The organism is Aliisedimentitalea scapharcae (assembly GCF_045277565.1).
Classification (GTDB): domain Bacteria; phylum Pseudomonadota; class Alphaproteobacteria; order Rhodobacterales; family Rhodobacteraceae; genus Aliisedimentitalea; species Aliisedimentitalea scapharcae.
The window spans coordinates 2,344,098-2,365,467 of sequence record NZ_CP123584.1 but is presented as its reverse complement, the minus strand read 5'-3'; the positions used below and the strand labels follow the sequence as shown (position 1 = coordinate 2,365,467).

General features: G+C 58.0%; 21 protein-coding genes. 11 read left to right on the top strand and 10 right to left on the bottom strand.

Annotation, left to right across the window (positions count from 1 at the left end):
- Position 1: 1 nt before the first annotated feature.
- From QEZ52_RS11175 to QEZ52_RS11160, 4 genes are all read left to right on the top strand, one after another.
- A complete protein-coding gene (locus QEZ52_RS11175; RefSeq protein WP_406644431.1) occupies positions 2–1,612 on the top strand; it encodes a hypothetical protein in 1,611 nt (536 codons plus the stop codon).
- A gap of 81 nt (positions 1,613–1,693) precedes the next feature.
- On the top strand, positions 1,694–2,455 hold the full coding sequence (locus QEZ52_RS11170; RefSeq protein WP_406644430.1) for an HpcH/HpaI aldolase family protein: 762 nt from the start codon (positions 1,694–1,696) through the stop codon (positions 2,453–2,455).
- Between the two features lie 81 nt (positions 2,456–2,536).
- The gene (locus QEZ52_RS11165; protein WP_406644429.1) at positions 2,537–4,966 is read left to right on the top strand and encodes an FAD-dependent oxidoreductase; all 2,430 of its coding nucleotides are present in this window, start codon (positions 2,537–2,539) and stop codon (positions 4,964–4,966) included.
- A gap of 151 nt (positions 4,967–5,117) precedes the next feature.
- A complete protein-coding gene (locus QEZ52_RS11160) occupies positions 5,118–5,699 on the top strand; it encodes an NTP transferase domain-containing protein (RefSeq protein ID WP_406644428.1) in 582 nt (193 codons plus the stop codon).
- Between the two features lie 34 nt (positions 5,700–5,733).
- Here QEZ52_RS11160 and cobT read toward each other — a convergent pair whose 3' ends face one another.
- Positions 5,734–6,750 (bottom strand): nicotinate-nucleotide--dimethylbenzimidazole phosphoribosyltransferase, encoded by a 1,017-nt coding sequence (gene cobT, locus QEZ52_RS11155; protein ID WP_406644427.1) that lies wholly within the window; start codon positions 6,748–6,750, stop codon positions 5,734–5,736.
- Between the two features lie 101 nt (positions 6,751–6,851).
- On the opposite strand from cobT, the gene QEZ52_RS11150 reads away from it, so the two are divergent.
- The gene (locus tag QEZ52_RS11150; protein WP_406644426.1) at positions 6,852–7,625 is read left to right on the top strand and encodes an adenosylcobinamide-GDP ribazoletransferase; all 774 of its coding nucleotides are present in this window, start codon (positions 6,852–6,854) and stop codon (positions 7,623–7,625) included.
- A 299-nt stretch (positions 7,626–7,924) separates the two neighbouring features.
- On the opposite strand, the gene QEZ52_RS11145 is transcribed toward QEZ52_RS11150, so the two are convergent.
- The 5 genes from QEZ52_RS11145 to QEZ52_RS11125 all read right to left on the bottom strand — a co-directional run bounded on the left by QEZ52_RS11145 (position 7,925) and on the right by QEZ52_RS11125 (position 13,061).
- A complete protein-coding gene (locus QEZ52_RS11145) occupies positions 7,925–8,443 on the bottom strand; it encodes a CarD family transcriptional regulator (protein ID WP_406644425.1) in 519 nt (172 codons plus the stop codon).
- 317 nt (positions 8,444–8,760) lie between these two features.
- Positions 8,761–9,099: a ferredoxin family protein gene (fdxA, locus tag QEZ52_RS11140; protein WP_406644424.1), complete on the bottom strand. Its 339-nt coding sequence runs from the start codon at positions 9,097–9,099 to the stop codon at positions 8,761–8,763.
- A gap of 65 nt (positions 9,100–9,164) precedes the next feature.
- A complete protein-coding gene (locus QEZ52_RS11135; RefSeq protein WP_406644423.1) occupies positions 9,165–9,539 on the bottom strand; it encodes an RNA-binding S4 domain-containing protein in 375 nt (124 codons plus the stop codon).
- Positions 9,540–9,547: 8 nt separating this feature from the next.
- Entirely contained in the window at positions 9,548–12,454 is a 2,907-nt protein-coding gene (locus tag QEZ52_RS11130) for a helicase-related protein (protein ID WP_406644422.1), read from the bottom strand.
- A gap of 46 nt (positions 12,455–12,500) precedes the next feature.
- On the bottom strand, positions 12,501–13,061 hold the full coding sequence (locus QEZ52_RS11125) for a tetratricopeptide repeat protein (RefSeq protein ID WP_406644421.1): 561 nt from the start codon (positions 13,059–13,061) through the stop codon (positions 12,501–12,503).
- A gap of 84 nt (positions 13,062–13,145) precedes the next feature.
- Here QEZ52_RS11125 and QEZ52_RS11120 point away from each other — a divergent pair, with 84 nt between their 5' ends.
- From QEZ52_RS11120 to QEZ52_RS11110, 3 genes are all read left to right on the top strand, one after another.
- Positions 13,146–13,436 (top strand): SCP2 sterol-binding domain-containing protein, encoded by a 291-nt coding sequence (locus tag QEZ52_RS11120; RefSeq protein WP_406644420.1) that lies wholly within the window; start codon positions 13,146–13,148, stop codon positions 13,434–13,436.
- Positions 13,436–14,386 (top strand): alpha/beta hydrolase, encoded by a 951-nt coding sequence (locus tag QEZ52_RS11115; RefSeq protein ID WP_406644419.1) that lies wholly within the window; start codon positions 13,436–13,438, stop codon positions 14,384–14,386. Before QEZ52_RS11120 ends, QEZ52_RS11115 begins: the two co-directional genes overlap by 1 nt.
- Positions 14,387–14,493: 107 nt before the next feature.
- On the top strand, positions 14,494–16,314 hold the full coding sequence (locus tag QEZ52_RS11110) for a M3 family oligoendopeptidase (RefSeq protein ID WP_406644418.1): 1,821 nt from the start codon (positions 14,494–14,496) through the stop codon (positions 16,312–16,314).
- 117 nt (positions 16,315–16,431) lie between these two features.
- Here the strand turns inward: QEZ52_RS11110 and QEZ52_RS11105 are convergent, their stop codons facing one another.
- Entirely contained in the window at positions 16,432–16,656 is a 225-nt protein-coding gene (locus QEZ52_RS11105) for a hexameric tyrosine-coordinated heme protein (RefSeq protein ID WP_406644417.1), read from the bottom strand.
- A gap of 121 nt (positions 16,657–16,777) precedes the next feature.
- On the opposite strand from QEZ52_RS11105, the gene QEZ52_RS11100 reads away from it, so the two are divergent.
- Positions 16,778–17,233, top strand: coding sequence for a MarR family winged helix-turn-helix transcriptional regulator (locus QEZ52_RS11100; protein WP_406644416.1), 456 nt, complete (start codon positions 16,778–16,780; stop codon positions 17,231–17,233).
- Positions 17,234–17,280: 47 nt separating this feature from the next.
- Here the strand turns inward: QEZ52_RS11100 and QEZ52_RS11095 are convergent, their stop codons facing one another.
- Entirely contained in the window at positions 17,281–17,550 is a 270-nt protein-coding gene (locus tag QEZ52_RS11095; protein ID WP_406644415.1) for a DksA/TraR family C4-type zinc finger protein, read from the bottom strand.
- Positions 17,551–17,689: 139 nt separating this feature from the next.
- On the opposite strand from QEZ52_RS11095, the gene QEZ52_RS11090 reads away from it, so the two are divergent.
- Positions 17,690–18,862 carry a dipeptidase gene (locus QEZ52_RS11090; protein WP_406644414.1) on the top strand — a complete coding sequence of 391 codons (1,173 nt, stop codon included), beginning with the start codon at positions 17,690–17,692 and terminating at the stop codon, positions 18,860–18,862.
- Between the two features lie 64 nt (positions 18,863–18,926).
- On the opposite strand, the gene rpoH is transcribed toward QEZ52_RS11090, so the two are convergent.
- Positions 18,927–19,823 carry an RNA polymerase sigma factor RpoH gene (rpoH, locus tag QEZ52_RS11085; protein WP_406644413.1) on the bottom strand — a complete coding sequence of 299 codons (897 nt, stop codon included), beginning with the start codon at positions 19,821–19,823 and terminating at the stop codon, positions 18,927–18,929.
- Between the two features lie 153 nt (positions 19,824–19,976).
- Positions 19,977–21,005, bottom strand: coding sequence for an RluA family pseudouridine synthase (locus QEZ52_RS11080; RefSeq protein WP_406644412.1), 1,029 nt, complete (start codon positions 21,003–21,005; stop codon positions 19,977–19,979).
- Here QEZ52_RS11080 and QEZ52_RS11075 point away from each other — a divergent pair.
- The gene (locus QEZ52_RS11075) at positions 21,004–21,312 is read left to right on the top strand and encodes a DUF6476 family protein (RefSeq protein WP_406644410.1); all 309 of its coding nucleotides are present in this window, start codon (positions 21,004–21,006) and stop codon (positions 21,310–21,312) included. The two genes, QEZ52_RS11080 and QEZ52_RS11075, sit on opposite strands and share 2 nt — an antisense overlap.
- Positions 21,313–21,370: the final 58 nt, after the last annotated feature.

The following is a 21,370-nucleotide window of genomic DNA, read 5'->3' as shown; positions in this document are numbered from 1 at the left end:
AATGGGGCGTTGGTTTTCGGCCGTCTTTGTCGATCTGGCACGACAGATGCGCTGGTCGTTTCTGCCACCGCTGATGATTTACTTTGCCGCTGGAGCACAGGGGCTGACCAGCGTCGTCAGCACCTTTTATGTCAAGGAATACCTGGATCTTTCGGCGGCCTTTCTCGCCGGGCTCGCCTTTTGGACTGGCCTGCCCTGGGCGCTAAAAATGCCGTTGGGGCATCTGGTGGATCTGTTCTGGCGTTGGAAATCGCTTTTGATCCTGGCAGGAGCCGGATTGATGGCTGGCAGCTATGCGATTATGGTGGCACTGCTGACCCTCCCCGAATTGATGGCAGCGATCATGTCGGCCAACGCCTGGTTCATTACCGCGCTGTTGCTGGCACCCTGCGGGTTTGTCATTCAGGACGTGGTCGCCGACGCCATGTCGGTCGAGGCCGTGCCACATCGTGACACTGACGGCAGGCTCCTGACATCGGAAACCACACGCGCCCTGCATACCACCATGCAGACTTTGGGCCGGATCGCGTTGATCGCCGGATCCAGCGCCGTTGCCGCTGTCAATGTGGTGTTGTTTGACGGGGTCGAAGCCCTGCCCCAAGTCGACAAGGGCGCGGCTTATGCCGGGATCTATACGCTGGCCTTGCTTATTCCCTGTGTGTCGCTGAGCGGTGTCGCCTTGGCGCTTTGGCAAAAACACAGCGCAAAAAGAACCCTGCGTGCACAAGGGCTTGCACCGGGACAAATCCACAGCCGGCTCGACCCGCCGCGCGATCCGGTCACGCCCAACTGGTGGTATTTCATTGGTGGTGCCGTGTTTGTCGCCCTGTCACTCTCGGTTGGTCTTGGTGACGTTCCCTATTCCCAGGAGATCATCTTTGCCGGGTCCATGACCGTTGTCCTGTTGTTGATGCGTCAGCTGGTGGCTGTGTTGGACCCTGGTCAGGCGCGGGCGCTGATCGGCACCGCCATCATCATTTTTGTCTATCGCGCCGTACCCCTGCGCGGACCAGGTGCCACCTGGTTCGAAATTGATGTGCTGGGGTTTGATCAGCAGTTCCTGTCGGTCCTGTCCCTGATCACCGCATTGCTGACCCTGGCGGGGATGATCGTCTTGCGCCCGATGATGGCCAGCCGGACCATTGTCTGGATCATCCTGCTACTGACGGTGGCCGAAGGCATTCTGGCGCTGCCGAACATCGGCCTGTATTATGGTGTGCACCATTGGACCGCTGATCTGACGGGTGGCATTGTCGATGCGCGGTTCATTGCGTTGGTAGACACAGCCGCAGAATCGCCTTTGGGACAGGTGGCGATGATCCCGATGCTGGCCTGGATCGCCCGCAATGCGCCCGGCAATCTCAAGGCGACATTCTTTGCGGTCATGGCCTCTTTCACCAATCTGGCACTCTCTGCATCCAGCCTGGGCACGCGCTATCTGAACGAGATATTTGTGATCACCCGCGAGGTGCAAACCGATGGCATCATCACCACACCAGCCGATTACAGCCAGCTTGGCACCCTGTTGATCACAGCCGCAGTGGTGTCGGTCCTCGCGCCATTGATCGCCATCGTGATCGTTCAGAACACCCCCCTTCGCACATCGGACTAAAGCCGGTTTTCTTTGACAGATTGCCCCACTGCGTTACGCTTTGAACCACGTTTTCAGTGTTCATTGTCCGGAGAAATCGCTTTGCCCCGTTTGAAACAGAAATTGGCCGATCCATCCCTTCGCCTCAGCTCGGTTCTATGTACCATCCCCTCGGCCACCGTCACCCAGGCCTTGGCCGCCAGTGGCATTGACAATGTGATCATCGACCTGGAGCACGGTGCGGTCGATTATGGGTCCGCCCACGCCATGATCGCCGCCACTGCCGGAACAGAGTGTGCCCCTCTGGTGCGGGTCGCCCAGAATGAAACCAACCAGGTCAAACGGGTGTTGGATCTGGGGGCCGAAGGGATCGTGTTTCCCATGATCCGCACCGCCGACGACGCCCGAAATGCCGTAGCCAGCCTGAAATACGCACCCGAAGGCACCCGGGGCTTTGGCCCGTTTCTGGCGCAATCGCGTTGGCAGACCAACCTGACGGACTATCCTGCCCAAGAGCAGGATCAGTTGGTTTGCTGCCTGTTGGTTGAAACCGCCGAAGCGGTCGAAAATATCGAAGAGATCTGTGCCGTACCCGGGATCGACGTCCTGATACCGGCACAATTCGATCTGAGCACCGATCTGGGTGTCATGGGCCAATTCGATCACCCCATCTTTCAGGCCGCATTGGCCAGGGTCGAGGCCGCCGGACATGCGGCGGGGCTTCCCCTGGGCAATGTTGCGATGTCCCGGGACCATGCTGACACGCTATTTGCACGCGGGTATCGTTTGATTGCCAATTTCGACATCTTGTGGCTGCGCCAAAAGGCTGCAGAAATGAATTCCTGGTGTGAAGATCAAAAATAACGACATATGTTGTCGTTTTTGTGCCTGACTACTGGGCACATATGTCTAGGGTGATCCTGGTATCAAATTTCGGAGGATTCCATGAAAACCACCACCCGTGTGGCTGTTATTGGCGGCGGCGTTGTCGGCGCTTCGGTTCTGTATCACCTGACCAAATTGGGTTGGTCGGACGTCATGTTGATTGAACGCTCCGAATTGACTTCGGGGTCGACCTGGCACGCGGCGGGTGGCTTTCACACCCTGAACGGCGACACCAATATGGCCGCGCTTCAGGGATATACCATCAAGCTGTACAAGGAATTGGAAGAGATCACCGGCATGTCCTGTGGCCTGCACCATGTTGGCGGCGTGACACTGGCCGACAACCAGGAACGGTTCGACATGCTGCTGGCCGAACGGGCCAAGCACCGGTTCATGGGGCTGGAAACGGAAATCGTCACCCCCGAAGAGATCAAGAAGATCGCACCGGTGACCAATGTCGATGGCATTCTGGGCGGTCTCTATGATCCGCTGGACGGGCATCTGGACCCATCAGGCACAACCCATGCCTATGCCAAGGCTGCGCGCATGGGTGGTGCCACCATCCAGACCCACACCAAAGTGGTAGAGACCAACCAGCGCCCCGATGGGACCTGGGATGTGGTCACCGACAAAGGCACCATCCACGCCGAACATATCGTCAATGCCGCCGGTTTGTGGGCGCGCGAAGTTGGTGCCATGGCTGGTGTTTACCTGCCCCTGCACCCGATGGAGCACCAGTATATCGTCACCGACGAAGTACCGATGATTGCCGAGATCATCGACGCAGGTGGCGAACACCCCCATGTGATGGATCCCGCTGGAGAAAGCTATCTGCGTCAGGAAGGCCGCGGCCTGTGTATCGGGTTCTACGAACAGCCCTGCAAACCCTGGGCTGTCGATGGCACACCCTGGGATTTTGGGCATGAATTGTTGCAAGACGACTTTGACAAGATCGAAGAATCCATTGATTTTGCGTACAAACGCTTCCCCGCGCTCGAGGCTGCTGGTGTCAAATCTGTCATCCACGGGCCGTTCACCTTTGCCCCTGATGGCAACCCGTTGGTCGGTCCGATTCCGGGGCTGCGCAACTATTGGTCGGCCTGTGGCGTTATGGCTGGGTTCAGCCAGGGCGGCGGTGTCGGCCTGATGCTGGCGCAATGGATGGTCGAAGGCGAATGCGAGCGCGACACCATCGCCATGGACGTGGCCCGGTTCGGCGACTGGATCACCCCCGGCTATACCCTGCCCAAGGTGGTTGAAAACTATCAGAAACGGTTCTCGGTCGCCTATCCGAACGAAGAACTGCCCGCAGCCCGCCCGTTCCGCACCACGCCGATGTACGACATCTTTGATGGTATGGGCGCTGTCTGGGGCCAGCAATTTGGGCTGGAGGTTGCGAATTACTTCGCCGAAGGCGACGAACCGCGTTATGAAACCCCGTCCTTCCGCCGCTCCAACGCCTTTGACGCCGCCGCGCGCGAGGTCAAGGCCGTGCGTGAGGCTGTCGGGATCAACGAAACCCACAATTTCGGCAAATACCTGATCCGCGGCGAAGGCGCACGGGCGTGGCTGGACCGGATCATGGCCGGACGTGTCCCGAAACCGGGCCGTCTGTCTCTGACGCCCATGTTGTCCCCCAAAGGCCGCCTGATCGGTGATTTCACCATCTCGTGCCTGTCGGAAACCGAATTCCAACTGACCGCGTCCTATGGGTCGCAGGCCTATCACATGCGCTGGTTCCTGCAGAACAAGGATCCAGTAGCGGATCGTGGCCTGCGGATCGAAAATATCTCGGACACCCGCAACGGGTTCCAGATCGCTGGGCCCAAAGCACGGGAGGTGCTGCAAGCCTGCACACGGGCCGACATTTCAGACATGAAGTTCATGGATGTACGTCGTCTTGTCGTGGGTATGGCCGACTGTATCGTCCAGCGGGTCTCCTATACCGGAGATCTCGGGTACGAGATCTACTGCGACCTGACCTCGCAACGCGCGCTGTGGGATGTATTGTGGACCGCGGGCCAGCCGCATGGCATGAAACCCTTTGGTATGCGGGCGATGATGTCGCTGCGTCTGGACAAATTCTTTGGCTCCTGGCTGTCGGAATTTTCGCCGGACTACACGGCGGCAGAAACCGGGCTTGATCGGTTTATCAGTTTCAAAAAGAACGTTGATTTCATTGGCCGTGCCGCCGCCGAAGCGGAACGCGATGCGGGGTCCGCGCGCACGCTGTGCGCCTTGGAAGTCGATGCCACGGATGCGGATGTGAATGCCTATGAGCCGATCTGGCTTGATGGCGAGGTGGTCGGTTTTTGCACCTCCGGGGGGTATTCGCATTATGCGGGCAAATCCATCGCCCAAGGGTTCGTCCCAACGGATCGCGCGGTCGAAGGTCTGGAAGTCGAGATTGAAATTCTTGGCAAAATGCACAAGGCCCGTCTGATCATCGAACCACTGTTTGATATCGATGGTGCCCGCATGCGCGGATAAGCGACGGACACCCGGCCCAAGGCGTTGACAAATGCCTTGGGCGCCCGGTTTCGAACCCGGGACCAAGCGGCGTTCAAGTCGTTTTCGCGCTGGTCAAATGGGTTTCACCCCGTCACTCTGGACTGGTGCGTTCAAACCCGAGACCATCAAGATGCAGACTATTGCCATCCTTCTCCTGGCCGCAGGACGATCCTCGCGTATGCGGGGACAGGACAAATTGGCGGAACAGATCGAAGGGCAACCCCTGCTGACTCAGATGTGCAGGCGGGCCAAGGCGACGGGTCTCACCGTTTTCGTCACCTTGCCTGATCCGGCCCACCCGCGTGTGTCCCTGATCTGTGATGCGACACCAATCTGGGTGCCTGATGCCGATGAAGGAATGGCGGCATCGATCCGACGCGGCGTTGCTGCGCTGCCTGATACCGTTGATGCAGTCATGATCCTGCCTTCGGACATGCCTGAGCTGACAACACAGGATCTGTTGACGATCGCAGAGCACCACACAGACAACAGTCGGACCATCCTACGAGCCACTGCTCAGAACGGCACGCCGGGCCACCCGGTTCTGTTTCCAAGGGCGTATTTCTCTGCGCTACAATCCCTGTCCGGGGATCAGGGCGCACGACCCGTGCTGCGCATGGGACCGATCACGCCAATTGCCCTACCTGCACAACACGCCCTTACCGATCTTGACACGCCCGAAGCCTGGGACGCATGGAGAAAACAGCGCTAGCATCGGTTTCAATCCGATGTCCCACAGACCGCGCTCAGCCGTCCGAAACGCCGGCTTCGGCAAACGTGGCCATGCCACTGTGACAAGCGATCGCGCCCTTTAGAACCTGGATCGCCAGCGCAGCCCCGGATCCTTCGCCCAATCGCAAACCCAGCGACAGCATCGGTTCCTTGCCCAAGGCAGACAGCAGTGTGGAGTGGGCCCCTTCGGCGCTTTGGTGACCGGCCACACAATGATCCAAAGCCCCATCAGCCGAACGGGCCAGACAGGCAGCGGCCGCCGTGCAAATGAACCCATCCAGGATCACCGGAATACGCAACACCCGCGCCGCTGCAATGGCTCCGGCCATCGCCGCGATTTCACGCCCTCCCAAACGCGCCAACGCGTCCAGGCCGTCCTGAATGTCACCGCTGTGCCGGGCAACACCTTCAGCAACAACTCGGGTCTTGTTCACAAGCCCCGCATCATCAACCCCCGTGCCCCGTCCGGTCCAGTCGCCAGCATCGCCCCCAAAGAGGACACAGGCCAAGGCCGCCGCCGGCGTGGTGTTGCCAATGCCCATCTCACCGACCACCAAAAGATCAGCCTGCGGATCGACAGCCTTCCACCCGGTCTGCACTGCGGCCAGCAATTCATCCGGGCTCATCGCAGGGGCCTGGGTGAAATCCGCTGTGGGCCGGTCCAGCTCCAACGCATGCACATCCATGCGCGCGCCAGCGAGTTTGGCCAATTGATTGATTGCCGCTCCGCCATGTTGGAAATTCATGACCATCTGAACCGTGACTTCGGGGGGAAAGGCAGAGACCCCCTGCGCCGTCACACCGTGGTTGCCGGCAAAGACAATCACTTGTGGAGACCGGATCTCAGGGCGTGGCGTGCCGCGCCATCCCGCATACCAAATCGCCAGATCCTCGAGCCGCCCCAACGCGCCCGGCGGTTTTGTCAGCTGCCCGTTGCGTTCCTCTGCGCCGCTGGTCGCTTCGGTATCTGCACCTGGAGCGTCGTTCAGCAAAGTGCGAAAGTGGTCGAGATCGGTAAGCTCTGGCAGCATGGAAAGCCTCATTGCATTGGGTATGACTCCGGTGTTTAAGCCGGGTTTATCCGTGTTTAAACAATGATGCCCCATCCGCAAGACCTGCAAGAGGCCCGGCAATGCGCAAAAACGACACAAGGCACTTTTCTCTGCGAGATATCCAGTTGGCCCTGGTTCTGTTGACACGGCTGCCCCTCCCGAAGATGCCCCCTGATGCCTTTCTGCGTCAGGCACATGCGGTCTGGGCCTTCCCGCTGGTCGGGATCTGTGTCGCAGGTTGTGCCGCTGTGGCAGGCGGTTTGACCACCGCGGCTGGCCTGCCATCAACCGTGACGGCCGGCGTTTTCCTCTGCGTTCAGATGCTGATCAGCGGTGCCATGCACGAAGACGGTCTGGCCGATACAGCGGATGGGTTCTGGGGTGGGTTCACCCGGGAACGGCGGCTCGAAATCATGAAAGACAGCCACATCGGCACCTATGGGGTGCTTGCCTTGATTGTATCTGTCGGGCTGCGGTGGGTGACGCTGGCTGCGCTGCTGCCGATCTCGGGCTTTGCGCCCGTTCTGGCAGTGGCCGCCCTGTCGCGCGCGGCAATGCCGGTCATGATGATCGCGTTGCCCAACGCCCGAAGCACTGGTTTGTCGCAGTCCGTCGGGCGCCCGCCCCTGCGGTCTGTCCTGGTCAGTGGCCTTATCGCATCGGGGATCAGCCTAATTATTCTGGGATTGAGTGTGACCCTGGTACTGTCCGCGATCGGAATTGCCCTGTTGCTGGGACTTGCCGGTCTCGCCCAGGTCAAAATCAAGGGTCAGACCGGCGACATTCTAGGGGCTACTCAACAGGTTTTGGAACTTGCCCTGTTGATCGGATGCCTTGCACTGATTTCTATCTGATAAACGTCCCGCCGGATACGTGCGACAGCGCTGGGGCCGGTTTGATGGTCGCCTCGTGAGGGCCATTTGTCATTTTGAGCGCCCCTATTGGTCACCACCAACGGTGTAAGACGCGACACCACAGCGTTCGTTCAACAGTCGCCCGGTTGACCTGACATCGACTCGGCCCTTTCAAACAGAAAAAGGGCCAAGCCTGGCGGTTTGCCGGCTTGGCCCTTTTGGGTCTGTTTTGCGATCCACAAAGGTAGCGAGGCGATTCAGACTGACACGACTGTCGCCCCCACCAGTGGCGCTAGGTGTTAGGCTGCTGCTGCTGCACGCGAAGTCAGAACCTCATCAACCTGTTTGGCCGCAGAGATTTCGTCGTCACCAGAAACGGCTGCCACTTCCCGAGTCAGACGCTCCAGCGCCGCTTCATACAGCTGACGCTCGGAATAGCTTTGCTCACGCTGATCGTCGGTGCGGTGCAGGTCGCGGACAACTTCAGCGATGGAAATCAGATCACCGGAGTTGATCTTTTGTTCGTATTCCTGTGCGCGACGCGACCACATGGCCCGCTTGACCTTGGCCTTGCCCTTGAGCGTTTTCATCGCCTGGTTGATGACATCCGGCGAGCTGAGGCTGCGCATGCCAATTTCTGTGGCTTTGTTCGTGGGCACCCGCAGGGTCATCTTGTCCTTTTCAAAGGTGATGACGAACAGTTCCAGCTTGAAGCCGGCGACTTCCTGCTCCTCGATCGAAATGATCTGGCCCACGCCATGCGCCGGATAAACCACATATTCGTTAGGGCGGAAATCGAGCTTCTTGGATTTGGTCATTCAGGTCTTTCCTTGCATCATGGTCATTGTCCCACTCGGTCCGGGGCCGCAGGCGACAAACCCGCCATTCGGAACCAATCATCAGTCCCGTCTGTCAGGGTCTTCGCAAAAAAAAGCCACCCCTAGCGCGAGTTTCGGCGGGGTGTGAACCGATCAGAGATGGTATTTACGCAGCCAATATAGCACAAATTACACCCCTTCGAAAGCGGACGTTAGGTAAACCGGGGCATTTCTATGTGAAATCAACGTCATACACCCCAAATTCCAATATGGATTCAGGGTATATCACAGCGCCTGCACAGGATGTGCGAATCAGATCAGCCGCCTTCGCCCGGCGCTTCGGAAAAGATCGATTCCAGCTTGCCCTCTTCGCCGTCGCGCGCTTCGGCGTCGGGCAGCGGATCCTTCTTGGACACGATCACCGGCCAAAGTTCCGAATACTTGCGGTTGAATTCAACCCATTTATCCATATCCGGCTCTGTGTCGGGGCGGATGGCATCAGCCGGGCATTCGGGCTCGCATACGCCACAGTCGATACATTCGTCCGGATGGATCGCCAGAAAGTTCTCGCCTTCATAAAAACAATCCACCGGGCACACTTCGACACAGTCGGTGTATTTGCAGCCGATGCAGTTATCCGTAACGACATAAGTCATGAGCCAAGTCCCGTAATCATGGTTTGAGCGCCTAGCTAAATCAGACTGCGCGCCACTTCAAGATGTCATGGCCGCCCATCACGTCGGGAAAGATCGAGCGCACGACGTTCTTTCTTGTCCGGGCGACCTTTTCCTTCGTATCTGGGATTTTGCGGAGTTTTTTCCTGTTTTGGTGTGCGATCCAGGTATAATTCTTGGGCTTCGGGCGCGGGTCCGCGTCGCGTTCCCACTGCTTTGACCTCGACCACGCGGATCACATTTCCTTGAGCAAAGGTCAAAACGTCTCCCGGCCCAACGGATTGGGCCGGTTTCAGTGTTTTGCTACCATTCAGGCGGACATGGCCACCGCTGACCTGTTTTGCGGCCAGGCTGCGGGTTTTGAAAAACCGCGCATGCCACAGCCACTTGTCTATCCTCAGCTTTGGAGCGGCTTCGGACATGGTTCAGGTCACTTGCTGTCCTTCAACCCCATCAGCGCAGCGGCGAATGGGTTGTCGGGATCGATGGCCTTTTCCTTCTTGGGTGGACGCGAAGAGAAGGTCTTGGCCCCCTGCTGTTGCGGGCGGCCTCCCTTGCGGCCCTGTGGTTTACCATCAGGTTTGCCACCACGGGGGCGACCTTTGCCTTGTGGTTTGTTCCCGGCACCTTTACCGGCGCCAGCCGCATCACGACGCTGGCCACGTGGGTTGCCGCCCTGACGGGTCCGACCCCAGGTGAAGGTATAGAACACTTCGATCTCAGGTTCGGCCGGTTCGGCGGCTTCGGTCTGGTTTTCGACCGAAGGTTCACCCGGTGCCTTGGGTTCCGCAGGCGCAGCTTCGGCGGCCTCCGCTTCGACAGGTGCGGTTTCGGCAGGAATGTCAGCCGGTGCGGCGGCGTCAGCCTCGGATGTCGCGTCAGCTGCGGTCTGTTCAGTGCTCTCAGGAGCAGCTTCGACAGGTGCGGCTTCAGCGGCTTTGGCTTCGACAGGCGCGGCCTTCACCTTTTCCCGCTCGCCCTTTTCAGCGCGATATCCCAGCCCCTGCATCAGGTCGGCGAATTGTTCCAACGTCATGCCGGTGATCGACAGCATGTCGGGCTTGGCCTCAAACCCGCCACGGCTGTCTTCGGTGCGCAACATGTCGGCCAGACGTTCCAGCATGTCGATACGGATCGCCCGTTCGCCGGCAACGCGATAGCCGCTCATGGTGTCATAGCCCTTGGGACCATCGGCAACGGAAGGAACCGTAACCAGACCCGGAGGTGGCGATTCGGGAAAGATGTCCAAACCTTGAACCAGCGACCACAGAACCAAACGCAACCGGGTCGGTGCGGGCTTCAACAGCAACGGCATAAAGATGGTGAATTGACCAAACCGGATCCCGTGTTTGCGCAAGGCTGCACGGGCGTCCTGGTCCAGGTCCTTGACCTCCTGCGCAATGTCGGCGCGGGGCAAAACGCCCAGTGCCTCGACCATGCGGAAGGCAAACCCACGTGCCAGACCGGTCAGCGCCTCGTCTTTTTCAAGGTTCTGCAACGGTTCGAACAGCGCCGCGATCTTGCGCGAGATAAAGTGCTGCAGACGGCGCTCCACCTTCTGTGCAACATCTTCGCCCGCAGCCTCGTCCACAAAGACGTCGATCTGGGGTTTCAGCGCGTCAGGGCCAGCAACCAGCTTGCCCACCGCATGTTCGCCCCACATCAGGCCACCCTGTTCGGTGAAATCGATTTCGGTATCTGGTGCGTTATAGAATCGATCGGCACGCAGATGGAATTGCGGTGCCAATGCCTGCAAAGACGCCGATTTCAAGGCTTTTGCCTCGGCCCCTTGTGCAGATTTGTCCGGGCTAAACCGGAACCCTTCCAAACGACCGACGAATTCTCCTTCGACGGTCACTTCACCCTTGTCATTTACTTCGGCCAAAAGGGCCTCCTTCTGTTTGAGCCGCCGCAACAACACTGAGGTGCGCCGGTCCACAAATCTCTGAGTCAGACGCTCATGCAAGGCATCTGACAACCTGTCTTCTACAGCGCGTGTTTCATTACGCCAATGGCTTTCGTCACGAACCCAACCGTTCCGTTGCGCGACATATGTCCACGTGCGGATAAATGCCAATCTTTTCGACAATGTGTCGATATCACCGTCCTTGCGGTCGATCTGCTTGATCTGGCGGGCCATCCAATCGTCAGGAATCCCGCCACGCTGATGCAGATGGTCATAAATGATCCCCAAAAGGTTGGAATGTTCACCTGCACTAATCCCGCGAAAATCCGGGATTCGGCAGACATCCCACAAAAGCCGGACTGACGTTCCATCGCTGGCACGGGCCATCACATTGGTTTCGCGCGACAGCAGTTTCAGAGCTCGCAGATCGTCGGCCTCGCGGGCTTTGGTCAGATGGTCGCCGGTGGGGGCCGCTTCGAGCGAGCCGATCAGCGCTTCGATCGAGCCGAACTGAAGCGCATTGGACCGCCAGTTCAGCTTCTTCAACGGGGTAAACCGATGCTCCATGATCGCCTCGGCCAGCCCATCGTCCATGGGACGCGCTTCGCCCGTGACGCCAAAGGTGCCGTCCGACATACCACGCCCTGCCCGGCCAGCGATCTGGGCCAGCTCATTGGCCGCCAATGGGCGCATCCGGCGCCCGTCAAATTTGCTGGTCGAAGAAAACGCCACATGATCGATATCCAGGTTCAGCCCCATGCCGATGGCATCTGTGGACACCAGATAATCGACCTCGCCGTTTTGGTAGAGCGCCACTTGAGCATTGCGGGTGCGCGGGCTGAGCGCCCCCATGACCACGGCTGCGCCCCCCTTTTGGCGGCGGATCAATTCGGCGATGGCATAGACGTTGTCGACCGAAAACCCGACAATGGCGCTGCGGGCCGGCATGCGCGAGATCTTCTTGGACCCGGTATAGACCAGCTGCGACATCCTGTCGCGACGCAGAAATTCCACATGTGGTACCAGCGCCGAAATCGGGCCGCGCATGGTGTCAGAGCCCAGAAACAGCGTCTCGTGGGTGCCGCGTGCCCGCAACAACCGGTCGGTAAAAACATGTCCGCGTTCCGGGTCGGCGCAGAGCTGAATTTCATCAATGGCCACAAAATCAGCGCCCATACCATCTGGCATCGCTTCGACGGTGCAGACCCAATACTGGGTTCGCGGCGGCACGATGCGCTCCTCTCCGGTGACCAGCGCCACAATGGATGGGCCGCGAATGGCAACAATCCGGTCATAGACCTCACGCGCCAAAAGGCGCAGCGGCAGACCGATGACACCAGTGCGGTATCCCAACATCCGGTCGATGGCATAGTGGGTCTTGCCTGTATTGGTCGGCCCCAAAACGGCTGCGATTCGCGAAGATCCGGTCATGATTGCCCCTGATGTCCCCGTCCTGATTGCTCAGGCAAAAGGTGGCCTACAATTCTTCGCCTTCAACCTCGGGCTTCAGGCGTTCCAGGGCTTTGGTTACTTCGTCGTGATGGGGATGTATAGCCTGAGCCCGGGAATAGGCGGCATAGGCGCGCGAACTGTCACCGAACTGCTCAAATATTACTCCCAGACCAAAAATCGCATCGTAATTGTTGGGGTTCAGATACAGCGCACGTTCCAGATCAGCCAAAGCCGGGCCAATCAGCCCGGAGTCGTAAAAGGCCGATGCTCGTGCATTCCATCCCTCGGCAAAATCCGGTGCGTGATCGGTCAAGGCCGTGAAATGTTCAATCGCTTCGCGGGTGTCGCCCCGTTCCAAGGCATCACGACCCCGTTTCAACAGCAGATTCATCGCTGGCGAACCGCTGTTGCCCCACAGCGCCTTCAGCTCACGCTCCAGTCCGATGGCCTCCTTGGGGTCTGACTGAGCCAGTTCAGCCAAAAGATCGGCCTCGGATTCAGCAAAAACCTGCGTTCCACCCGAAATTGTGAGCACAATGACGGTTGCCGCCACGATACCTTTGAGATTTGTTAGCCGTATATCCATGTTAGGCGTCACTGTAGCGTGAAATGCACCAAAATCCAGTCACGGATCTGTGCCTCTACACTGCTGACAAACCAGAGGAATGAGATGAGCGATATTCTTGAACAGGCCGCAGCCGAACTGAACGAAAAGATCAGCGCCAGCGGCTTTGACGCGTCGGCGAAATTTGCCATTGCAGATCTGGGCACCATTGTGCTGGATGCCAATGGGGCGCGGGTCAGCGACGATGATGCGGATGTCACGCTGAGCGCGGATACCGAAACCTTTCAGGCGATCCTGACCGGAGAGCTAAACCCGACCAGCGCATTCATGACCGGCAAGCTGACGGTTGACGGTGATATGGGCATCGCGATGCAGCTTGCTTCGGCGCTTGCCTGATGACTGCGTCACCGGCTCCTTTCTTTGCTGATGTGGCCGGTGGCCCCGACGGTGGATGTGCGTCCTGGGTGAAAACATCTGACGGCGTGCGGATCCGCGTTGGGGCCTGGACCCCGGAAAACGCGGATCAGGGCACGGTCCTGATGTTTCCCGGGCGCACGGAATATATCGAAAAATACGGGGATTTTGCGCGCGAAATGGCCCTGCGCGGGCTTGCAACGCTGGCTGTTGACTGGCGCGGCCAGGGGTTGGCGGATCGGCTGTTGCCCGATCGCAATCTGGGTCACGTAAAGCAATTCTCAGATTACCAGCAGGACGTGACAGCCGCCCTGGACTGGGCCACGGAGCTGCAATTGCCCCGCCCCTGGCATCTGGTTGGCCATTCCATGGGCGGTGCCATCGGTTTGCGCGCGCTATATGAGGGGCTCCCGGTTGCCTCTTGCTGTTTCTCGGCACCCATGTGGGGCATTCAGATGTCCGCTGCCATGCGTCCGCTGGGCAATTTCATGACAGCCTTTGGTCCTATGATTGGCATAGGGAATCGTCTTGTTCCCACGACCTCGAGACAGGCGTATGTCCTGTCAAACCCGTTCGAAGACAATACGTTGACAACCGATCCTCACATGTTTGCCATGATGCAGACCCAGCTCAAATCGCATCCGGATCTGGTGCTGGGCGGACCGACCATCCGTTGGTTCAGCGAAGGCGTTCGCGAATGCCGTGCCCTGGCGAAACGGCCAGCGCCCGAGATGCCCTGCCTGACGTTTCTGGGGAGCAACGAACGGATCGTTGACACAGGTGCAATTCACCACCGCATGAACAGTTGGGCCAAGGGCACGCTGGATCTGATCGACGGCGGCGAACACGAAGTCATGCTCGAAACGCCAAAGATGCGACAGCCGATCTTTGACAAGATGGCCGCGCATTTCACCGCATACGGTCAATCCTGACCGCCGCGATGGATCGTGCAGTCCATCCTGAAATTGTGGTCCTTCCCCCGCTTGTGATCTCCTGGAGCCCGACATAGATGTTGGGCAACAATCAGATGAGGTAATCCATGTTCCAGCTTCCCTTTCCCGTTCGCGACGCCAATGCGAGCTCAGGCTCTGACGGTCTCGGCAGTCTGCCCGAATGGGATCTGAGCGACCTGTACCCCGGTGAAGACGCCCCGGAGCTGACCCGTGATCTCGAATGGCTGGAATCGGAATGTTCCGCGTTTGCAGTGGATTACGAAGGAAAGCTCGCAGATTTGGATGCGGATGGCTTGCTGAACTGTGTGCTGCGAAACGAAAAGATCAACGCCATTGCCGGACGTATCATGTCCTATGCAGGCCTGCGCTATTACCAGCTGACAACAGACGCAGACCGGGCCAAATTCCTGTCCGACATGCAGGAGAAGATCACTATCTTCACCACCCCGCTGGTGTTCTTTACGCTGGAACTCAACCGGATCGAAAACGATGTTCTGGCCGCTCATTTCGCCAGCAACACTGATCTGGCCCGCTATGAACCCGTATTTCGCCGCATCCGCGCCATGAAGCCTTATCAGCTCAGCGACGAGCTGGAGAAATTCCTGCACGATCTGGGCGTAGTTGGAGATGCGTGGGAACGGTTGTTCGACGAAACCATCGCCGGGCTCGAATTCACCGTTGATGGCGAGACACTGAACATCGAAGGCACGCTGAACCTGCTCACAGAACAGGACCGCAGCAAACGCGAAGCCGCCAGCCGCGAATTGGCAGGGGTGTTTCAGGACAACATCAAAACCTTTGCCCGAGTGCACAATACCCAGGCCAAGGAAAAGGAAATCCTGGATCGCTGGCGCGGTATGCCGTCGGCGCAAATGGGGCGCCATTTGTCCAATGACGTGGAACCCGAAGTGGTCGAAGCGCTGCGCGAAGCGGTTGTTGCCGCCTACCCCAAGCTGTCGCATCGCTACTATGAGTTGAAGCGAAAATGGCTGGGTCTGGACGTCATGCAGGTCTGGGACCGCAATGCGCCGCTGCCTATGGAAGACAGCCGTGTCGTTGGCTGGGACGAGGCCGAAAAGCTGGTGATGGATGCGTATTCGGCTTTTGACCCGCGTATGGGCGAAATCGCGGCTCCGTTCTTTTCGAAGGGATGGATTGATGCCGGCGTGAAACCGGGCAAGGCACCAGGTGCGTTCGCCCACCCGACCGTCACCGACGTGCATCCCTATGTGATGCTGAATTACCTGGGCAAACCGCGCGATGTGATGACATTGGCCCATGAACTGGGCCATGGTGTCCACCAGGTTCTGGCCGCAGATCAGGGCGAAATGCTGTCGTCTACGCCGCTGACATTGGCTGAAACTGCCTCTGTTTTTGGTGAAATGCTGACGTTCCGCAAGATGTTGGATGCGGCCGAAACCCAGGAGCAGCGCAAGATCCTGTTGGCGGGCAAGGTCGAGGACATGATCAACACGGTTGTGCGTCAGATCGCCTTTTATGACTTTGAATGCAAATTGCACGCCGCACGCGCCGAAGGTGAGCTGACCCCGGATGACATCAATGCATTGTGGATGTCAGTACAGGCGGAATCCTTGGGCGAAGCGTTCGAATTCATGGAAGGCTATGAAACCTTCTGGGCCTATATCCCGCACTTTGTTCATTCGCCGTTTTATGTCTACGCCTATGCGTTCGGCGACGGCTTGGTGAACGCCTTGTATTCGGTTTATGCCTCGGGTGCCGAAGGGTTCGAGGACAAGTATTTCGACATGCTGCGCGCAGGCGGGTCGATGCACCACAAGGAACTGTTGGCCCCCTTTGGTCTGGATGCGTCGGATCCGACGTTCTGGGACAAAGGGTTGTCGATGATTTCAGGGTTCATTGACGAACTGGAAGCGATGGAAGACTGATCATTCAAACAAACCTGCAAGCGTCCTTGTTGGGCGCTTGCACAGTTTGGAAATGACAATCACACCCGCAGCTCATGCGACAACAGCTGAGTTTCCGGTCAAAACGCTCCCAAACGATTAGCGACGCCAAAAATCATTGGCTTGAGCTACGGTCTGAAAATTCGTGGCCACGACGTGCGACGACATGATCAAACTCTCCGCATTGTTTGAATAATCTTGACGCATTTTGCTGCGTGCAGCATCATCCGGTTGCGTCATTTTTACCGCCATCCGGGACATTTTTATAGCAATTTCATAACCTTGCTCAGGTGTATCGGTGATGAGTGTCGGTAACCAGGACATAACTTCCTCCAATTAAATCGTGCACGATTATTTTCATCCAACAACTAAATAATTTTGTCATGCGCTGTCAATCTGCTAAAATCGTGCACGATCTAATCTGCACGTAATTAACCGAGTCCGAATGTCACATCCTCTTCCTGAATACGCCGATGACATGTTTTGTTTTGCGACCTACAATGCAGCGCACGTCATAAACAGGGCCTATACGCCCCTGCTGAAACCTCTTGGGCTCACCTATCCACAATATATTACCCTGACCCTGTTATGGGAAACCGACGGGCAAAGCGTCGGCCAGCTGGCCAAGCAATTGATGATGGAATCCAGCACACTGACGCCATTGATCAAACGGCTGGAGTCCTTGGGCCATGTGTCGCGCCACCGTGGCCTCCGAGACGAACGTCAGGTTTTTGTGCGTCTGACACAGAGCGGGCGCGAGCTGAAACACCACGCGGCAGACATTACTGCCTGTATGATCGCAGGAACTGGGATGAAAATCGGGGACCTTCAGTCGCTCGTATTTGGATTGAGGAAACTGACCCAGAATCTGGTCGCAGCGCAGGACACCAAGTCCAAATAGACAAATGAATTGCAGCTATTCCCCCTGTGTCATGACCAAGCCTGATCCTATTTTAGCTGACTATCCTTGGATCCACGCCGATTGATACCCCCACGCGCCTGAACGCTGGCGTCGCGTTCCTGCATGCACTCAATGCACAGCTTTACACCGGGGATGGCCTGACGGCGGGCTTCGGGGATCGGTTCCTCGCATTCGGCACAGTGGCTCAGGCTCGCCCCCACGGGGCGTTTTTTCGCCTGCATCCGGGCCAATTCGTCCGAGATCGACGCCTCGATCTGTTCGCTCACCGCCCCATCCCGGGCCCATCCACCTGCCATAACATCCTCCGGACATAACCTGCACCGATCACGCAATTTAGCGTTGCGATCCCAAGTTGCAAAGGGGTAGCGACGTTATGCTTTGTCGGATCCGGCCACTCCCCTAGCCTGACACCGAGGCAGATCAAGGAATAGGTACATGCGCAGGATTGGAAAATGGCTGGGCCGACTGATGGCGGTGATCCTCTTGCTGGCAGGAGTTTTTTTCGCCTTTGCCCCCGGTTACGTTGAACGCAGCCGAAATGTCGTCAAACCACATGATCCTTACCCGATCTCCACGTCGGCACAGGCCCTGCACGACAGTATGGTGATCGGGGACTGGCACGCCGACCCGCTGCTGTGGAACCGGGACCTGACCCAACGCGGTACCAGGGGACAGGTCGATATCCCACGTCTCATCGAAGGCAACGTCGCATTGCAGGTTTTTACTGCGGTGACCAAATCCCCTGCCGGTCAGAATTACGATCACAATGAAACCGATGCGATGGACAACATTACCCTGTTGGCTGTTGGCCAGCTGTGGCCGATACGCACCTGGGGGTCCCTGTTGCAACGCGCATTGTATCAGGCCGAACGCCTGGCGGATTTTGAAACCCGATCGGGCGGAACCCTGCGAATTCTGAGATCGCGGTCAGATCTGGAAACTCTGTTGAACGACCGCGAACAAGGCCAGCAAGTGGTCGGTGGCATTCTGGGCACCGAAGGTGCCCATCCGCTGGAGGGGAAGATCGAAAACCTGCAAACGCTTGAGGATGCCGGGTATCGCCTGATTGGGCTGCACCATTTTTTTGACAATGCGTTGGGCGGCTCGCTGCACGGGAATGGCAACACCGGCCTTTCGGATTTTGGACGCGACGTGGTCCGGCAGGTGGTGGATCGCGGGTTGATTCTGGATATCGCCCATTCCAGCCCCCAGGTGGCCCGCGATGTTCTGGGGATGACTGACATACCCATCGTCGTCAGCCACACCGGCGTGTATTCGCATTGCCCGGTGAAACGCAATTATCCAGATGATTTGATGCGCCAGATCGCAGCCACAGGCGGCGTGATCGGTATTGGGTACTGGGCAGATGTCACCTGTGACGACAGTCCGGCCGGGATTGCAAAAACCATCAAAACCGCAATTTCGGTCGTGGGCGAAGATCACGTTTCGCTTGGGTCGGATTTCGACGGCTCTGTCGCTACCCGATTTGATACATCAGAGCTGGCGGCGCTGACCCAGGCAATGTTGGATCAGGGGATGAGCGACACCCAGATCCGCAAAGTCGCAGGTCAAAATATGGTTCGGGTCCTGATGGCCCGACTCAAATAGCAGTCTGCATCAAAAAAGCCCCGGATTTTTGTCCGGGGCTTTGGGGTGTTCAGGCTTCCTGCGGTCAGGCCGACGTCAACATACCTTTGGCCTGCGCAAGCTCGCGCATCTTCTTTTGCAGTTTTTCAAAGGCCCGGACCTCAATCTGACGGATCCGTTCGCGGCTGACATTATACTGCGTGCTCAATTCTTCGAGCGTTTGCGGCTTTTCGGCCAGACGGCGCTGGGTCAGAATATCCTTTTCCCGATCATTCAGAACAGAAAGCGACTGTGCCAACAGTTCGCGGCGCGCGTCCAGCTCGTCTTTGGCCTCGTAATCACCCGCCTGATCCGCATCCTCGTCTTCCAGCCAGTCCTGCCATTGCATGGCGCTGTCGCCTTCGGAGCCGACCATGGCGTTCAGCGACGCATCGCCACCGGACATCCGCCGGTTCATGCTGATCACTTCGGCTTCGGTCACGCCCAAATCGGTTGCGATCCGTTTGACCGACTCGGGGCGCAGATCGCCTTCTTCCAAGGCACCAATCTTGGCCTTGGCCTTGCGCAGGTTGAAAAACAGCTTCTTCTGGGCACTGGTTGTCCCCATTTTCACCAGCGACCAGGACCGCAGGATATATTCCTGGATCGACGCCCGGATCCACCACATGGCATAGGTGGCCAGTCGGAAACCGCGTTCGGGGTCAAACCGTTTTACGGCCTGCATCAACCCGACATTCGCCTCGGAAATCACTTCGGCCTGCGGCAACCCATAGCCGCGATAGCCCATCGCAATTTTGGCGGCGAGCCGCAGGTGTGATGTCACCATCTTGTGCGCAGACTGGGTGTCCTGTTCTTCGACCCAGCGTTTTGCCAGCATGTATTCCTCTTCCGGCTCCAGCAGCGGAAACTTGCGGATCTCCTGCATATAGCGATTCAATCCACCTTCCGGTGTCGGCGCAGGCAGGTTTGCATAATTGGCCATTCGGCTGTCCCTCCCAATGTTTAAGGACTTAACATCATTCCATATGGGTCAGCAATTCGCCCCTTTCAAGGGGTGGTATCAGTATTGCGTTAAAGAAAAATTAGGAAAAGGCACACATCCAAACCTCGCGCAGATGTGCATTTGGTTACAGCTTCAGCCCTGCCCCATCACAGCCAGCAACGCACGCATGTCCTCGGGCAACGGCGCTTCGAACCGCAAGGAGTCACCGCTGACAGGATGCACAAAGCCCAGAACCGCAGCGTGCAGCGCCTGACGGGGAAACGCCTGAATGGCGTCCAACGCAGGCTGTGGCAGCGATTTGGCTGCCAATTTGCGCCGCCCGCCATAAACAGGATCCCCGATCAAACCATGCCCGGCATGGGCCATATGCACACGGATCTGATGGGTGCGGCCGGTTTCCAACCAGCATTCAACCAAAGTCGCAACATGCGGTGTGCCAAACGGCTGCACAATCCGAACCCGGGTCACCGCATGGCGCCCGCCCTGAAACAGAACGGCCTGGCGCTGGCGATCCGTCTTGTGGCGTGCCAACTGTGTGGTGATCCGCAGGATGTTTCCGGACTCAAAATTGGCCCCCTTGACCCCGCGCAACCTGGGATCATTGGCATCGGGCACCCCAAAACAGATGGCCCGGTAATAGCGTTCGACCGTGTGTTTCGCAAATTGATCCGCCAGTCCCTGATGGGCGGCATCCGATTTTGCCACTACCAGCAATCCGCTGGTTTCCTTGTCGATCCGATGCACAATACCGGGGCGTTTGACCCCGCCGACCCCGGACAAATCATCCCCGCAATGATGCAAAAGAGCATTGACCAAAGTCCCGTTCGGAGACCCCGGCGCAGGGTGTACCACCATACCCGCCGGTTTATTGACCACAATCAGGTCATCATCTTCAAACACCACATCCAACGGGATATCTTCGGGGCCGATGTGGCTGTCTTCGGCCTGTTGGATGGTGATTTCGACCTGGGCCCCTTCGGCCACTTTGGCCTTGGGGTCGCTGGCCACCTGTCCATCGATCAAAACCGCCCCCTGGTCGATCAACCGGGCCAACCGGGTCCGTGACAGGGTTGCGGCCTCTGGCACATCCCGCGAAAGCGCCTTATCAAGACGACCAGGCGGGTTTTCCGCGATCTGAAACGTAACGCGCGTGGTTGTCATGGACGACTCTCCTCAGCCGGAATTGCCGGCCAACCTTCGGTTTCTACGGGTACTGGTGACCGTTCTGACGGCCGTGATGATTGTCGGCGTTGTAGTCGTCGTCGGTCTGCTTGTCACCCGCCTGAAATCAGGCCCGGCACAGATGGCTCTGCCCGATCAGATCGTACTGCCCGATGGGACACGGGCGCAGGCCTTTACCCAGGGCGCAACCTGGTTCGCCGTGGTGACGCATGACGACAGAATTCTGATATTTTCCCGCGAGGATGGTCGTCTGGTCCAGGACATCCCAGTGTCCCTGCCCGATTGAACGCAGCAGCTCCTGGGGCAATATCCGGTCCAAAAAAGCGTCGCCGCGACCTTTGCCG

What these genes read in the sequence shown, in the direction of transcription:
- QEZ52_RS11090 (WP_406644414.1), top strand. Translation starts at nt 17,690, where the DNA reads ATGCGCAGGATTGGAAAATGGCTGGGCCGACTGATGGCGGTGATCCTC.
- rpoH (WP_406644413.1), bottom strand. Translation starts at nt 19,823, where the DNA reads ATGGCCAATTATGCAAACCTGCCTGCGCCGACACCGGAAGGTGGATTG.
- QEZ52_RS11145 (WP_406644425.1), bottom strand. Translation starts at nt 8,443, where the DNA reads ATGACCAAATCCAAGAAGCTCGATTTCCGCCCTAACGAATATGTGGTT.
- QEZ52_RS11095 (WP_406644415.1), bottom strand. Translation starts at nt 17,550, where the DNA reads ATGGCAGGTGGATGGGCCCGGGATGGGGCGGTGAGCGAACAGATCGAG.
- QEZ52_RS11115 (WP_406644419.1), top strand. Translation starts at nt 13,436, where the DNA reads ATGACTGCGTCACCGGCTCCTTTCTTTGCTGATGTGGCCGGTGGCCCC.
- QEZ52_RS11075 (WP_406644410.1), top strand. Translation starts at nt 21,004, where the DNA reads ATGGACGACTCTCCTCAGCCGGAATTGCCGGCCAACCTTCGGTTTCTA.
- fdxA (WP_406644424.1), bottom strand. Translation starts at nt 9,099, where the DNA reads ATGACTTATGTCGTTACGGATAACTGCATCGGCTGCAAATACACCGAC.
- QEZ52_RS11110 (WP_406644418.1), top strand. Translation starts at nt 14,494, where the DNA reads ATGTTCCAGCTTCCCTTTCCCGTTCGCGACGCCAATGCGAGCTCAGGC.
- QEZ52_RS11165 (WP_406644429.1), top strand. Translation starts at nt 2,537, where the DNA reads ATGAAAACCACCACCCGTGTGGCTGTTATTGGCGGCGGCGTTGTCGGC.
- QEZ52_RS11100 (WP_406644416.1), top strand. Translation starts at nt 16,778, where the DNA reads ATGTCACATCCTCTTCCTGAATACGCCGATGACATGTTTTGTTTTGCG.
- QEZ52_RS11135 (WP_406644423.1), bottom strand. Translation starts at nt 9,539, where the DNA reads ATGTCCGAAGCCGCTCCAAAGCTGAGGATAGACAAGTGGCTGTGGCAT.
- QEZ52_RS11125 (WP_406644421.1), bottom strand. Translation starts at nt 13,061, where the DNA reads ATGGATATACGGCTAACAAATCTCAAAGGTATCGTGGCGGCAACCGTC.
- QEZ52_RS11080 (WP_406644412.1), bottom strand. Translation starts at nt 21,005, where the DNA reads ATGACAACCACGCGCGTTACGTTTCAGATCGCGGAAAACCCGCCTGGT.
- cobT (WP_406644427.1), bottom strand. Translation starts at nt 6,750, where the DNA reads ATGCTGCCAGAGCTTACCGATCTCGACCACTTTCGCACTTTGCTGAAC.
- QEZ52_RS11160 (WP_406644428.1), top strand. Translation starts at nt 5,118, where the DNA reads ATGCAGACTATTGCCATCCTTCTCCTGGCCGCAGGACGATCCTCGCGT.
- QEZ52_RS11120 (WP_406644420.1), top strand. Translation starts at nt 13,146, where the DNA reads ATGAGCGATATTCTTGAACAGGCCGCAGCCGAACTGAACGAAAAGATC.
- QEZ52_RS11105 (WP_406644417.1), bottom strand. Translation starts at nt 16,656, where the DNA reads ATGTCCTGGTTACCGACACTCATCACCGATACACCTGAGCAAGGTTAT.
- QEZ52_RS11130 (WP_406644422.1), bottom strand. Translation starts at nt 12,454, where the DNA reads ATGACCGGATCTTCGCGAATCGCAGCCGTTTTGGGGCCGACCAATACA.
- QEZ52_RS11150 (WP_406644426.1), top strand. Translation starts at nt 6,852, where the DNA reads ATGCGCAAAAACGACACAAGGCACTTTTCTCTGCGAGATATCCAGTTG.
- QEZ52_RS11175 (WP_406644431.1), top strand. Translation starts at nt 2, where the DNA reads ATGGGGCGTTGGTTTTCGGCCGTCTTTGTCGATCTGGCACGACAGATG.